Here is a 14,330-nt window from a genome sequence, read left to right as displayed (position 1 = left end):
GGACTTCGAAGTTAAAATCAGCAATGCGTTTAATAATTCAGCATACAACACGATTAATGAAAAAAATATTTGACGATCAGATCACAACTCAGTAATATTCGCCTCGTTGACAAGGCATTGCCCTTAACAACTTTTCGGTGATTAGCGTAGTTTAGTAGCGCACCTCCGATGGGTAACAAAGAGTTGGACCAGGGGTTGCCCTGGAAGGAATAACAATTTAAACCCTAAAAATTTTCGGTGATTAGCGCAGCTTTTTAGTGCACCTCCGATGGATTACAAAGAGTTGGACCAGGGGGATAACCCCGGAAGGTATAATAATTTAAATCCTAAAAAATTTCGGTGATTAGCGCAGCTTGGTAGCGCACCTGGTTTGGGACCAGGGGGTCAAAGGTTCGAATCCTTTATCACCGACCAAATTGAAATCTATATGCTTGGTAGCGCATCGTCGCGAAGCTTATAGATAGTTGGACTAGAGGGGCCGTTCTTAGGTTCGAATCCTTTATCACCGACCACTTTTATTAAGCATGTTATAAACGTGTTTTGTGTTAGAAAAGTTAAGACCCCTTAGCTCAGCTGGATAGAGCAACGGCCTTCTAAGCCGTAGGCCATAGGTTCAAATCCTATAGGGGTCACCATATTTAAAAGTTTAGCGGCGGATGTAGCTCAGTTGGTAGAGCCCCGGATTGTGATTCCGGTTGTCGCGGGTTCAATCCCCGTCATTCGCCCCATCTTTAAAATGTAATAAGTAGTAAAGTTTAAATAGTTGCGGAAGTGGCGGAATTGGTAGACGCGCTAGATTTAGGTTCTAGTATCGCAAGGTGTGAGAGTTCAAGTCTCTCTTTCCGCACCATTTAAACAAAGAGTGGTAATGAGGAAATCGGATTTAGGTTCAGCTGTTCCTCAAAGTAAGCGCAAAATGTGATAGTTAAAGTCTCTTTTTCGCACCATTTAAACTAAATATTTAAAGTAATATCTCGGTGATTAGCGCAGCTTTTTAGCGCACCTCCGATGGGTTACAAAGAGTTGGACCAGGGGGAACCCCCAAAAGGTATAACAACTTAAACCCTAAAAATATTCGGTGATTAGCGCAGCTTGGTAGCGCACCTGGTTTGGGACCAGGGGGTCAAAGGTTCGAATCCTTTATCACCGACCACATTAAAGAAACCGCTCTTGTAGCGGTTTTTTTTCGTCTAGAGATTGTGGTTAGCGTAGTTTGGCAGCGCACCTCCAATCGTTTTATAAGGAGTTGGACCTGATGGCGTGTTTGTCAGGTTCGAATCCTTTATCACCGACCACAGTTGATTAACGCGCTTTATACCAATCCGCTTAATATTGTGCTCTATTTTAGAAAGTGAGGCTTCAGCCTCGCCCACTGTATTACGTGGTTAAAAACGTACTTGCAAATATAAAAACAGAGCAGTTAATTAGGCGGAATGGTATTGCAAAGAATTAATTCCAAGTATTGAGCACTCGACGGTTTAATGTGCAAATAACCGATGTGATACCAATCCGTATAAACATCTGATCTGTCTTACTAATTAAAATTAATGATAGCTTCGTTGTTTTCCATCCCAATAGCCAATCTATTGCTCAATCAAAAGCCTTACTATCATTAATTATCCCATCGTAATTTCAGAGCATTTAATTATGCGAAATGGTATGAGTTCTCACATCAAGCGACTCGACAACAAGGGAAGCAGGTGAGCAGGTTTAAATCCCATGAGCAGATTCAGTGCTTTTTTGAGCTGCCGTAGCGTGGGGAATAACTCGTTTCATCCTGCCCTTTATTTACTCCAAATTGGGTATTGTCGTTTTTGCCACGGAGCGTTTACCTAGAAATGTTAAGTTGGTCAAAAAATGTCTATAAAAATCAAGGTGCTGTTGTTCTGTATTATTATATCCCTGCATTCATGAGGTATTATAAAAAACATGTTAACAGTAAGTGTAAATGTTGTTAACTGCCCTGCCGTGTGACGATGTCGTTTAGTAAGCGAATTGTTAATTTAACTCTCCATTTTAACCACTAATAAGGGCGTTGAGCTTCGGTAAGTAAAGCGATTGTGTCAAATGTTATTTAGCGTTTGACACCAAGTTAATGCATAGATAAGAGAACGCGAATATGTTTAAAGAATATGATTTTGATACAGCGCTTAAAGTGATAGAAAAAAACACCCATTTAAGAGGGGGGTTAGTTGAAACACTGCGAAACTTGGCAGATACCTTTGGTTATATTAATGAAGAGTTATACCCAGCACTGGCCAATACTTTTAGTCAGTCTGAAGCAGGGGTACTTGGTGTTGTTAGTTTTTACCATGATTTCAAAACTAAGCCAAGAGCAAAAAATGTGGTAAAAGTTTGTATGGCTGAAGGATGCTATGCGAGAAAGTCTAAGAATATGATTAAAGTTTTGTGTGACACATTAGAAACTGATATTGGTGAAAAGAGAGAAGATGGAGAATTTGAAATAGAAGAGGTTTTTTGTTTAGGCAACTGTGCAGTTGGTCCGAATATTGTTGTGAACGATAAACTTTATGCTGAAGTAACCAGCGATAACGTAAAAAGCATCATCAATAAAAACTGTAAAGGAAAATAGATAATGATTAAGGTTTATGTTCCGTTAGATACCACCTCTGTCTCTTTAGGCGCCGATGAAGTTGTTGAAGAAATTACACTACTCGCAAAGCAAAACAATCAAGATATTCAAATTATTCGTAATGGATCTTGGGGACTTTTCTGGTTAGAAACCTTAGTTGAAGTGGAAGTTAACGGCGAGCGTATTGCTTATGGTCCCGTCAAAGAAAAAGATGTTGCTGGATTGTTTGATGCTGACTTTTTAAACGGAGGAGAGCATCCATTAAGAGTCGGTGATATTACTAAAGTACCTTACCTTGCTAAGCAGACAAGACTCTGTTTTAAGCGTGTTGGTTTAGTTGACCCGATGGATATTGATGATTACATCAAGCATGGTGGTTTTACTGCACTTAAAAAAGCACTTTTTGCCTCCCCTGAAAGCCTAATTAAAGAGATGGAACACTCTGGCTTAAGAGGTCGAGGCGGCGCTGCATTCCCGTCTTATCTAAAACTACAAGCAACCAAAGATGCGGTTGATGACGAAAAATTTGTTGTTTGTAACTTCGATGAAGGTGACTCTGGTACGTTTTCAGATCGAATGATGGGTGAGGGTGACCCGTTTATGATTTTAGAAGGCATGTTTTTAACCGCGTTAGCGGTGGGGGCAAATGAAGGTTATATCTATCTTCGTTCTGAATATCCAATCGCACGAAAAGTATTAAATAATGCCATTAATCTTGCCCGCAAAACAGGCTGGCTGGGTAAAAATATCCAAAACAGCGGCAAAGATTTTGATATCCATCTGCGTGTTGGTGCCGGCTCTTATGTTTGTGGTGAAGAGACTGCATTATTAAATAGTTTAGAAGGCAAGCGTGGCACTGTTCGTGTAAAACCGCCATTCCCTGTTCACAAAGGTCTGTTTGGAAAACCAACAGCACTATTCAATGTTATCTCACTAGTCAGCATGGTACCGATTATTGAAAATGGCGGCAAAGCGTACGGCAGACTTGGCTATGACCGCTCTCGTGGTACCTGCCCGTTTCAGCTCAGCGGCAACATTAAATATGGCGGCTTAGTTGAATTACCATTTGGTATTACGGTTAGAGATATCATCGATGACTTTGGCGGCGGTTTAGCGTTCTCATTTGATGGTGCGAGAGATGTTAAATTGGTGCAGATAGGCGGGCCGCTTGGTTACCACATGTCTAAGAACGATTTAGATAACCCATTAGACTACGAGCATTTTAAAACGCTCGGTGGACATATCGGGCATGGTGGAATAATCGTGATGGGGCATGATGCAAGTGCCAAAGAGTTAGCGCATTTTGCTTTTGATTTCTGTGCCTTAGAGTCATGTGGAACCTGTACTCCTTGTCGTATTGGTTCAAGACGCGGCGCTGAGATGATGGAGCAAATTATCTCAGGCGAGTCTGTAAATGAAAATATTATTCTCATAAAAGAGCTCTGCGATACCCTGACGCAAACGTCATTATGTGCATTAGGCGGGATCACCGCAGTGCCTGTTTTAAGCTTGATTAAAAACTTTCCAAATGAGTTTGAAGATCGTTACAACAAATATGTGAGAAGATAATTATGCAGCTAACCAACGCAAAAAATATCATCAATGTAAAATGTGATTATGGCACGCCAGCGGTTGACTCTAAAAAAGAGGTTACCTTAACTATCGATGGTCAAACTGTTACCGCCTTTGAAGGTGAGTCAGTTATGCGCGCCGCTTTAAAAGTAGGTATTAATATTCCAAGACTCTGTGCGACAGACAGCCTTAAACCGATTGGCGGCTGCAGGCTATGTATTGTTGAAATTGAAGGAGCAAGAATCACAACCTCTTGTACAGCAATTGTTGCAGAAGGACTTGTTGTTACAACGGAAAGCAAAGAGCTGTTTAAACTTAGAAAAAATTTACTGGATCTGTATATCTCAGAGCATCCGTTAGAGTGTTTAGTTTGTTCAGCTAATGGAGACTGTGACTTACAAACTTTATGTGCTGAACATGGTGTGAGGGGCTCTCGCTTTTTAGTGGAAGATCGTAAACCTCATAAACCTGTTATTGATAAATCAGCACCCTATTTTGACTATGAAAGCAGCAAATGTATCAGCTGTTATAAATGTGTCAGGGTGTGTATCGAAACACAAGGTACCTTTGCATTAACCGTTAAACATAGAGGACTTCATTCAGAAGTCTGTCCGGGTCTATTTGACTTTAAAAACTCTATCTGTGTTTCATGTGGTAAATGTGTTGAAGTTTGTCCTACCGCTTCATTAAATGAAAAAAGCATGGTCAAGATGGGCTTACCATCAAACAAAGTTGCCACGACTTGTGCTTATTGTGGTGTTGGCTGTGGTTTAGTTGTTGAAACTAAAATGGATGAGGTGGTTAGGATCACACCTAACGGCAATACGCCTTCAAACAAAAATCACCTCTGTGTTAAAGGTCGTTTTGCTTACGATTATGTTTCGCATAAAGAAAGAATTACAGAGCCGTTAATTCGTGAAACTGTTAATGACCCTTGGAAAAAAGTAAGCTTTGAAGAAGCATTTGCCTTTATTGCAAAGGGCTTTAATAAAATTAAAGAAGAGCATGGCAATGATGCACTTGGCTCATTAGCTTCTTCTCGCTGTACGATAGAAGAGGTATATGCACTTCAAAAGTTCAACAGAACAGCATTTGCTAATAACAATATCGATAACTGTGCAAGACGTTGCCATTCACCGACGGGTTACGGATTAGAGCAAACTCTGGGTACCAGTTCAGGTACACAAGACTTTGATAGTATTGAACATGTTGATGTGTTTTTAATCGTTGGCGCAAACCCAACCAATGCTCACCCAGTTGTTGGTGCGCGTTTGAAAAAACGTATGCGTGTTGCTGGTGTAAAAACAGTTGTGATTGATCCGATGGAGACAGAGTTAGTTAGTTCTCCACTTATTAAAGCAGATGTTCATTTGCAAATTAAACCGGGTACAAATGTTGCGGTATTAAACTCTATTGCGCATGTTTTAGTGACCCAAAATCTGGTTAATAAGAAGTATATTAAAGAGCAGTTAGACAACACGCTTGTGAAAAAATATATGGACTTTATTAAGCAGGAGCAACATAGCCCAGAGCACGTTGCAAAAATTGCAGGTGTTACAAGCTACGACATTGTTAAAGCTGCCAATATTTATGGCTCAAGTGATAGAAGCTCTATCTTTTACGGCTTAGGTGTTACTGAGCATGCTCAAGGCTCTGATGGTGTAATGACACTTGCTAACCTTGCGATGTTAACCGGAAACTTAGGGAGAAACGGCTCTGGGGTGAATCCTTTACGTGGTCAAAATAACGTACAGGGTGCTTGTGATGTAGGGGCTTACCCTCACTCCACACTTGGTTATGAAGATGTGACAAGTCAAGATGTTGCAGATAAATACACTAAAGCATGGGGCGTTGAACAGAGCACTAAACTAGGTCAAAAAATGCCTGAGATGATTGATAGTGCATTACAAGATAAGTTTAAAGGTTTCTTCATTCAAGGTGAAGAGATCATGCAGTCTGAGCCAGACTTACCGCGTATTGCTAAAGCGTTATCTAAAATGGACTTTGTTGTACAACTGGATCTGTTTTTAAATGAAACGTCTGCTTTTGCAAATGTATTTTTACCCGGCAGCTCTTTCTTAGAAAAGGACGGGGTATTTATTAATGCAGAGCGTAGACTTAGCCGCGTAAGAAATGCGTTGAAACCTAAAGTTGAGTTACAAGAGTGGGAAATTATCTCTAAAGTCGCAACTGCGATGGGTTACGATATGCATTACAACCATCCGGAAGAAATTTTAGATGAGATGAAAGGTCTATGGAATGATATTAGTGAGGTTAGCTACGATAAAATAGATCAACTTGGTGGCGTGCAATGGCCTTGTAATAAAGAAAACCCGAATGGTTCACCTATTCTGCATGAAGGTAAAATCATCAGAGAAGGTGGCGGGGCATTACAAGTATGTGATTATCAGGAAACAAGTTCGGCTGCTGATGTCGATTTCCCTTTCATATTAATTACAGGTCGCGTTTTGGTACATTACAATGTAGGCACGCAGACACGGAGAACGAAAAATAGTGAATGGCATGAAAAAGATGAGTTATTAATTCATCCAAGTGATGCTGAACGACTTTCCTTAAAAACGGACGATCTTGTGAGCTTAATAAGCCGAACTAATGAGATCTCAATTAAGGTTCGCCTTTCTAAGAAAGTGAAAGCTGGTACTCTGTTTACTACGTTCCATCACCCTGATACGGCAATCAATGCGATTCAAGGATGGGATAAAGATAAAGCGACTAAATGTCCTGAGTTTAAGGTGACTGCAGTTAAAATCGCAGCAACTGACACTTTGTCAGAGTGGCAGGTTTCTCGAAACGAGCAGATAGAAAAGCAGAAAGATTTTTTTGAAGCTTCTCTTGAGGAATCAGTTGAGTAATTGAATAACGCAGACTGTTTTTATTTAAAGAATATCTTCGATAAAAAGAGTCTGCTTTCAATCTACTCATGAGTTATCAAAACGCGAAAATAAAACGGATAATTTATCCTGTCACATTTTAGTAATAAGAGTAATAAATGCACCACAGAATAGAGAACGACAATGCTCTCGAAGTCAAGGTGATGCCTAAACAGCATTATCAACGTCAGTCAGAGCAATTACATCAGAAGCTCAAAGAAGACGTTATTATTGTAGAGGAGCCGCTGCAGATCAGCTTGTCTTATTACGACTTAGCGAGTGAACAATACCAAACAAATACACTTTCAATTACGATGCGTACCCCGGGTCAGGATCGTGAATTGATTCATGGTTTTTTATTATGTGAAGGTATCATAAACGAAAAAGGTGATATTACAGATTGTGAGTTTGATACACAGCAGCATCAAGGTAACGCGGTATGTGTCGTCTTAGCAAAGCATGTACAGCCGAATTGGCGAGCTATTGAGCGCCAGTTTACCAGTCATTCAAGTTGCGGTATTTGTGGTAAAACGTCGTTAAACGCACTGCAGCTCAAAGCGCCCGTAAAGACGACCGAAAATAAAACAACAATTAACAGCCAAAATATTTTCCATCTGCCTGAGCAGTTACGACTGCATCAAACTATTTTCTCGCAAACAGGCGGCTCACATGCTGCTGGTTTATATTCTGCTGATCAGTTTCTCGTGACCGCTGAAGATATCGGACGTCATAATGCCGTTGATAAAGTTATTGGTATGAACTGTTTAACGGAAACTAGCAATGAAGAAACGATATTGGTGCTGAGTGGGCGTATTAGTTTTGAATTAGTACAAAAAGCGATCATGGCCAATATTCATATAATAGTCGCAGTTGGCGCTCCTTCAGCCCTTGCTGTCAAAGCGGCTACAAAATTTAATGTCACCTTAATCGGTTTTACCAAAACTGACAGTTTCAATGTTTATCATGGTGGCTGGCGGGTATTATCAACTTAACAATAACAGCTGCAATTGTGTAGTAATCTGCCGATGACACGAATGTTATTAGTGTCATTGTGAGCATCAACAGATGCATAATAAATGTATGTTAATCAATGCAATAGCAAAAAACACTGTTAGCTGAACAATGTAAACGGGATCGTGTTATTTAGCCGCCAGATAAGATAGATCTATTTGCCCCGGCTTACGAAGCTGAAAATAAGTGTTTATTTAAGCGGCCGGTTTTTACATGCCCCAGCTGAATATTAATGAGCCGTAACCATGGTGTCTGCCGGGATCACTCTGGTACTCTCGAGTGTAGGTATTAAAGCTCCAGGCGACTGACCAGCCCGGCTGTACCCAGATAACGCCGACTGTAAGAGCCGCCTGTTTATTTTCAAGCTCGACGTAGGAATCGTAGGGCAGACTGCCTTGTAATGTTAAATCATTGAATCGATACCCCATAGACGCCCGGCTGTAAATAAAAAATGAGCCGGACTCTGCCTCTGCAGATAAATTACCGTATTGGCCGCTGTGACTGCTTAACCGTCCAAAAGAATTGCGTAGACTGGTTCCCCATTTCAAGGTGAGACCGAGATCGGTTTCACTGCGGAAGTTTCCGAGCTGTGAATGACTGAAGCCGCTGAATTCCCACTGACTTCCGTTAGCAAAGTCCTGTCGAATCAGTAGTGTTTCTACCTCATAGCCCAGCTGCACAGTGAGTTGATTTTCTATCTGATTATGCCAGCCAAGCGGTGATGATGAGCCGATAATCTTGTGGACAACTTCTTGAACTGGCTGAGTACCGGAGGCTGGTCCTACCACACCCAGTGATAACCAGTTTTTCTGAGCTAGGGAGCTGCTGTAAGTCGCTGTGTGGCTTTCTACTGCTAAATATCCGGCAAAAGGGCGCTCATAAGGCTGTGGTGTTTCTATTGCAATTTCAGAGGGCGTCCACATCTGCTGGCTTAATTTTAATCCCCAGGCTTTCTCTGCCTGTGTTTGTGTAAAGGAAAGCTGGCTTTGCCGGTGCATAAAGCCCGGCGCTTTGCTTAGGTTGGAGGCTGGCGTCTCTTCCCAGCCAATGATTAAACCGTTGCTGTAGTTACCGTCATCCCCGAAAGCTGCGTCATTATCTATCTGAATAAACCATTGCCCGGCATAAACATTAGATGTGCACAGCAGCATGGCGGATATATGTATTATTCGTTTTGCAGACAGATGAGACAAATAGGCCTCCGGTACAAGGTGAGCTATTAACGGTATTCGTATAAAAGTAGCATAGAGAATGAGTTAAGGTAGAGTTGCTAGTCACAATCCTACCGCTGCTGATGAGTTTTTAGATATAAAGCGATTGAACAATTATATTCAAAAAATGGCGAAGGTTAAGTGTCTGCATAGGAAAAATAGAATAAACTATTTACTTCAGTTTCAGTAAATAACAGAGGTCAACAGTCCTTATTATGTCTGATATAAAAAAAATTTATGATGATATGTGGAACAATTCCATCTGCAGGTTCAAAGAAAATCAATATGAGACAGATCCTCTTATTAATTCAACGGAGGATAACCGCAGAGGGCTGACTGTTTTATCTTACCTTAGCCCTGATACTGGTGAAAAAATCGGTGGTTTTTTAGATGAGTTAAGAAGTATAGAGCCGCTGCAGTATTATTATCCAGAGAATGAACTGCATCTGACGGTGTTATCGATTATTACCTGTCAACAAGGTTTTACGCTGAGCGATATTGATGCGCCTGCTTATGCCGGAGTTTTTGCTGATGCGGTTAAGGATCTGCCGCCTTTTACAATAAAATACACTGGTATTACCGCTTCGTCGTCTTGTATTCTGATTCAGGGATTTCCTGAAAGCGGGCAGTTAAATGTACTGCGCAGCCGACTGCGTGATGGTTTCAAGAAAGCCGCTCTGCCGACATCGATTGATCTCAGGTATAAAATATCTACGGCGCATACAACAGCGGTCAGGTTTCGCCGGGAAGTGCACAACAGCGAAAAATTTATAAAAATACTTTATAAATATAGAAACTTTGATTTTGGTACGGTGACTATTGATAAACTGGAGCTGGTTTTTAATAACTGGTATCAAAACTTGTCACATACAAAACAGCTGTCTCACTGTGAGCTTAGAAAAATACAATAACCGCCCTATGCGCGAGGAATCTGTCTCAAATCTTCTTGTCGGCGGCTATACCGATGCCAACACAGTATTTTTTGAATGCATCTTTAACATTATCTGAGACCCTGTTTTCTGCGATTATCGAAAACGCTTCATGGCTTACCTCAATAACCCTGGCGATCTCTTCCTGTGTCAGAGTGAGCGGCGGCTCTATTCGGACTACGTTATTATTAATGCCGAAATAACCGAAAAATACACCTCTTTGTAAACATAAATAACAGAAGGTTTGTGTTAATGCCGGATTGTTTTCAATATTGAGCTCCATTCCCAGCATTAGTCCTAATCCCCGTACTTCCTTAATAATATTCGGGAATATTTTCTGTAGTTTTAACAGCTTATTTTTTAATAACAATCCGTTTCGGGTGACAGAATCCAAGGTATCTGCTTGTATCATTTTATTCACTACATATTGTGCGACCCTGCAGGAAGGCGGATGTCCGGAATAGGTGAAAACATGCTGTGCAGGTTCAAGAGAATCGAGTATTTCCTGCCTGCCTATAACAGCAGAAACAGGTACATAACCTGCCGATAATCCTTTCGCTGTGATCAGCAGATCCGGCTCAATATTATAATGTTCAATGGCCCAAAGCCTGCCGCTTCTGCCCATTCCTGTCTGCACTTCATCAACCATATATAAACAGTTATATTGAGATGCCAGCTGTCGAAGAGATGCTAAAAAGCCTTCTGCCGGTGTTATAACACCGGCATCCCCTTGAATGGGCTCAACTAATACGCCGCCGACCAGTCCGCTCTGAAAAGCGGTTTTTATATCAGCCAGAACCTGCTCTACTTGAGAGGCTATACCGGGAAAATCAAAATGGCGGAAATATTTTGAATGAGGAAAAATACCTTTATCTAAACCAAAACCCGAGGCCGGCTGGGATAACCCAGTGGAGCCGTGATAGTCATATTTAAAAGATACCACTGCAAAGCGGCCGGTATATTTTCTCATGGCCTGAATAGCTGCTTCTACGGCATCTGAACCGCTTAATCCAAATAAAACTTTTTTGGGGTAATGCCCCGGGGTATTGTTTATTAATAGTTTGGCTAAGTCTAAAGCCGCCTGGTTCGGCGCATAGGGGAAGCAGGAATGCTGCAGCGTTTTAGCCGCATCGGAATAAATTTGTTCTAATCCGGTGTTGTAGCCGAGGATATTGCACGAAGCGCCGGTTAAACAGTCTAAATACCAATGGCCGTCAACATCTTGTATATAGTTGCCGTTTCCTGCCGCTATGGCAATTCCATATAGACCGACATAATTACTTCGGCCTATATATTGTTGTGTCTCTGCGATCACTTTCTTGGATTTTGGGCCCGGCAGAAGCAGGTGTTTATCTATATTGTGCTTATCAGTTAGTAAATGCATATTATACTCCCGAAACAACCGCACTCTATTGATTATAGTAAGTTATCGTTGGAAGGCGTTGATAGGCATCGGCACAGGGTGACTCATTATAACTGCCTGATATTATGAACGGCTGCTCACGGAGAGCGCTTTTTTTGTTCGTTATATTGGATCTATCAGCTCACGACTGGCTGTTTAGTGTTCGCTTTCTGTGTGCTTTTTAATCAACTCTATTGACATCCTAGCTAGATTCTATATAGTGGGCCCCAGCAAGAAAGAAAGCCTTTTGTTTACATTCTCCATTTCGTTGTAATAATACCTCGCTCTGTAGTTTTTAAGTTCCAGTCTGTTTTTACGCTACTCAAGCCTTTTTAAGGCACAATTAATTTAAAAATACAGGAGACTATTATGTCTAATACAGTTACAGGTACAGTTAAGTGGTTCAACGAATCTAAAGGTTTTGGTTTTATCGAGCAGGAATCTGGTCCAGATGTATTTGCTCACTTCAGCGCTATCGCAAGTGACGGTTTTAAAACACTTGCTGAAGGCCAGAAGGTTCAGTTTACTGTGACTCAAGGTCAAAAAGGCCCGCAAGCTGAGAATATTGTTGCGCTATAAGCCGTAGTCACTATTCAGAATTTAGAAAATGGTAAACCTTTACGGGTTTGCCATTTTTTTTGCCTGCTGGAAAGTGAGTCTTGTTTTTTAAACAAAAAATATCCAGAACAAGATAAAGGAAATAGCGATTGTCACAATCGGTGACATTTTAAGTACGAACAGCAGCTTGGCGATCAGCTTTTTGACTGCCGGTTCATTGCGGTATTCTGTTTGTTTTTGTTTGGTTCTTTTCGGTGTTACGTCATTAAATTCTGAAAAATTATTGCCGTCTGCCATGACTGCAGTTTCACCGCAAGAGAGCAGCCAGTGCACCTTGTCTGTACTGTCGCTGTCATGACCCGTTACCATATAATCAATATTGCCCTGACCTTCAGGTCTGGATTTAAAGTCGGCTTTCACATCCCATTTTTGTTTACGCTTTTCGGTTACAATTCTTTTTAGCTGTTTTTTTGCCTGATTGTAAGAATTATATCTTTCCACATATTTAAACTGATTATCCTGCTCTTCACCATGGTAGACAATTGCAGTTAAAAAATATTCTTGTGGTGTGTTTTCAGCTGTTTTTTTATTCATATATAATTTCACTTGTCAGGGTTTTACTTATTAATAATTGTTTAATATTTAATGTAACTGAAAATACATGAAAGATAACGAAAGGTCACGAAGGTTTTTGAAAATTCGAGATCTGTATAGGTTATTTTGAAATGGACGACGTTATTTCACTCTTAACACCCAGCCATGCTGAATAGCGATGTCATAATAGTTCCCCTGTTTTTGATTAATCTAATGCTAACGAGAGCTGGATCGCATCTTTAAGCGGACGATTAAAAAAACAGCTGTTATTTTCATTTTACACTTGAAACTGACATATTAAGTCTTTATATCTAATATTGTTGTCAGAATCATCTGACAACAATATTAGATAGGGAGAATTAATGAACAAGTTATTCCAGACCCTTTTTGTTTTACTGGCTATGTCTTCGCAGACAAATGCGACCCCGACGAAACTTCATCAAAATATCGATGCGGCTAAGTTATTAACCTTTACCCAGGCAAATCGCAAGAATTCAGATTCTGAGAGTATTTTTCCTTTATTGGATAGCTCTTATCAGGCAAATGATGAACCTGCACAGTCCTTATTACCTTTTACGCCAGCTGAGCGTACCTCCACTTATCCTAAAAACCTTATGGGTCTTTATAGTATCAGTGACTATCGTTGTGATCCGATTAAACAGCCCTATAGTGAATTCACCGAGCTTTACCAGAATGCGCTGACCGGACAGAGTGAACTGGAAAGTTTAACTGAGCGTATTGCGCTGCTGAGTCAGACCAGCTCTTTTTCATCAGGTATCAAATCTAAGGCGCGTGCTTTAAACAAAATCAATACAAAACTTGCCGGCAGCAGCGAGTTGATAACAGATTTGGCCCGCTCTTCGATTGTTGCTCAAGATATCCCATCGCTGCTCAGTGCCTTTGAGTTAATTGAGCAGCAGACGCAGATAGTGCGTATTAAAAACCGTTTTAAAAGCCCGGGAGCATCGGGTTACAGAGATTTAAGTCTGCTTGTCCGCCTGCCGGAGAGTCAGCTTATTGCAGAAGTGCAGTTACACCTGGAAGCATTTTCAACGATTAAAAATGGTAAAGAACATCACAATTATGAACAGATTCAGAGAATAGAGCGTCTGCAGTTAAGTGAAAACCGTGCGTTAAGTGAACTAGAGCTGGCTGCTGTTAATAAACTTAGAAAGGAGTCAAAACAGATGTACCACTATGCCTGGAATCAGTATCTGAGTGCGTAATAATAATTTAAACGGCTTAATATAAAGGAGCTGAAATGAGCGAACAACAAGAAAAATCCTATAAAAACAAAAGTGTATGGTTACGCGGTTTATTTATGCTGATGTTTGTCTTTCTAATGGGCGTGGCTAAATTTGTAACCTTAGTGGTTGTTGTACTGCAGTTTTTAGCTGTACTGCTGACCGGTGAAACAAATGAAAACCTGCTGCAGTTTGGTAAAAGTCTGAGCGTCTACCAGTATCAGATTGTGCTGTATCTTACCTATAACAGTGAGCTTCGTCCGTTCCCGGCAGCTGACTGGCCGCAGGAGTAGAGAGCTAAAAATTTAAGGGCAGGGCAGACAGA

11 protein-coding genes and 5 tRNA genes are annotated in these 14,330 nt (G+C 40.9%); 13 read left to right on the top strand and 3 right to left on the bottom strand.

Translation table 11 applies throughout. The features are described 5' to 3' along the window. Positions 1 to 337: 337 nt before the first annotated feature. From G327_RS0107030 to fdhD, 9 genes are all read left to right on the top strand, one after another. Positions 338 to 414 (top strand) — tRNA-Pro (locus G327_RS0107030). 144 nt (positions 415 to 558) lie between these two features. Further along, a tRNA-Arg gene (locus G327_RS0107025) sits at positions 559 to 635 on the top strand. Between the two features lie 17 nt (positions 636 to 652). After that, positions 653 to 728 (top strand) — tRNA-His (locus G327_RS0107020). Between the two features lie 37 nt (positions 729 to 765). Next, positions 766 to 850: transfer RNA gene (locus G327_RS0107015), tRNA-Leu, on the top strand. A gap of 226 nt (positions 851 to 1,076) precedes the next feature. Then, positions 1,077 to 1,153 (top strand) — tRNA-Pro (locus G327_RS0107010). A 966-nt stretch (positions 1,154 to 2,119) separates the two neighbouring features. Further along, complete coding sequence (locus tag G327_RS24140) at positions 2,120 to 2,593, top strand: NADH-quinone oxidoreductase subunit NuoE family protein (protein ID WP_019614051.1); 474 nt, start codon at positions 2,120 to 2,122, stop codon at positions 2,591 to 2,593. Between the two features lie 3 nt (positions 2,594 to 2,596). Continuing rightward, complete coding sequence (locus tag G327_RS0107000; RefSeq protein WP_019614050.1) at positions 2,597 to 4,162, top strand: formate dehydrogenase beta subunit; 1,566 nt, start codon at positions 2,597 to 2,599, stop codon at positions 4,160 to 4,162. 2 nt (positions 4,163 to 4,164) lie between these two features. Continuing rightward, positions 4,165 to 7,038 (top strand): formate dehydrogenase subunit alpha, encoded by a 2,874-nt coding sequence (gene fdhF, locus G327_RS0106995; protein WP_019614049.1) that lies wholly within the window; start codon positions 4,165 to 4,167, stop codon positions 7,036 to 7,038. A gap of 137 nt (positions 7,039 to 7,175) precedes the next feature. After that, the gene (gene fdhD / locus G327_RS0106990; protein WP_033297966.1) at positions 7,176 to 8,048 is read left to right on the top strand and encodes a formate dehydrogenase accessory sulfurtransferase FdhD; all 873 of its coding nucleotides are present in this window, start codon (positions 7,176 to 7,178) and stop codon (positions 8,046 to 8,048) included. Positions 8,049 to 8,276: 228 nt separating this feature from the next. On the opposite strand, the gene G327_RS0106985 is transcribed toward fdhD, so the two are convergent. Further along, a complete protein-coding gene (locus G327_RS0106985; protein ID WP_019614047.1) occupies positions 8,277 to 9,260 on the bottom strand; it encodes a lipid A deacylase LpxR family protein in 984 nt (327 codons plus the stop codon). A 233-nt stretch (positions 9,261 to 9,493) separates the two neighbouring features. On the opposite strand from G327_RS0106985, the gene G327_RS0106980 reads away from it, so the two are divergent. Next, positions 9,494 to 10,189 (top strand): 2'-5' RNA ligase family protein, encoded by a 696-nt coding sequence (locus G327_RS0106980; RefSeq protein ID WP_019614046.1) that lies wholly within the window; start codon positions 9,494 to 9,496, stop codon positions 10,187 to 10,189. Positions 10,190 to 10,214: 25 nt separating this feature from the next. On the opposite strand, the gene G327_RS0106975 is transcribed toward G327_RS0106980, so the two are convergent. Next, positions 10,215 to 11,591 carry an aspartate aminotransferase family protein gene (locus G327_RS0106975; RefSeq protein WP_019614045.1) on the bottom strand — a complete coding sequence of 459 codons (1,377 nt, stop codon included), beginning with the start codon at positions 11,589 to 11,591 and terminating at the stop codon, positions 10,215 to 10,217. A 387-nt stretch (positions 11,592 to 11,978) separates the two neighbouring features. On the opposite strand from G327_RS0106975, the gene G327_RS0106970 reads away from it, so the two are divergent. Next, positions 11,979 to 12,188, top strand: coding sequence for a cold-shock protein (locus G327_RS0106970; RefSeq protein WP_019614044.1), 210 nt, complete (start codon positions 11,979 to 11,981; stop codon positions 12,186 to 12,188). A gap of 87 nt (positions 12,189 to 12,275) precedes the next feature. Here the strand turns inward: G327_RS0106970 and G327_RS0106965 are convergent, their stop codons facing one another. Further along, entirely contained in the window at positions 12,276 to 12,761 is a 486-nt protein-coding gene (locus G327_RS0106965) for a hypothetical protein (RefSeq protein WP_019614043.1), read from the bottom strand. Positions 12,762 to 13,123: 362 nt separating this feature from the next. Here G327_RS0106965 and G327_RS0106960 point away from each other — a divergent pair, with 362 nt between their 5' ends. Both G327_RS0106960 and G327_RS0106955 read left to right on the top strand, forming a co-directional pair. Continuing rightward, positions 13,124 to 13,987, top strand: a complete 864-nt coding sequence (locus G327_RS0106960) for a nucleotidyltransferase family protein (RefSeq protein ID WP_019614042.1) — start codon at positions 13,124 to 13,126, stop codon at positions 13,985 to 13,987. A gap of 35 nt (positions 13,988 to 14,022) precedes the next feature. Further along, on the top strand, positions 14,023 to 14,298 hold the full coding sequence (locus G327_RS0106955) for a DUF4389 domain-containing protein (protein WP_019614041.1): 276 nt from the start codon (positions 14,023 to 14,025) through the stop codon (positions 14,296 to 14,298). Positions 14,299 to 14,330 lie beyond the last annotated feature (32 nt).

The organism is Psychromonas ossibalaenae ATCC BAA-1528 (genome assembly GCF_000381745.1).
Lineage (GTDB): Bacteria > Pseudomonadota > Gammaproteobacteria > Enterobacterales > Psychromonadaceae > Psychromonas > Psychromonas ossibalaenae.
The sequence above is the reverse complement of the archived record's forward strand: the minus strand, read 5'-3'. Positions and strand labels throughout refer to the sequence as shown.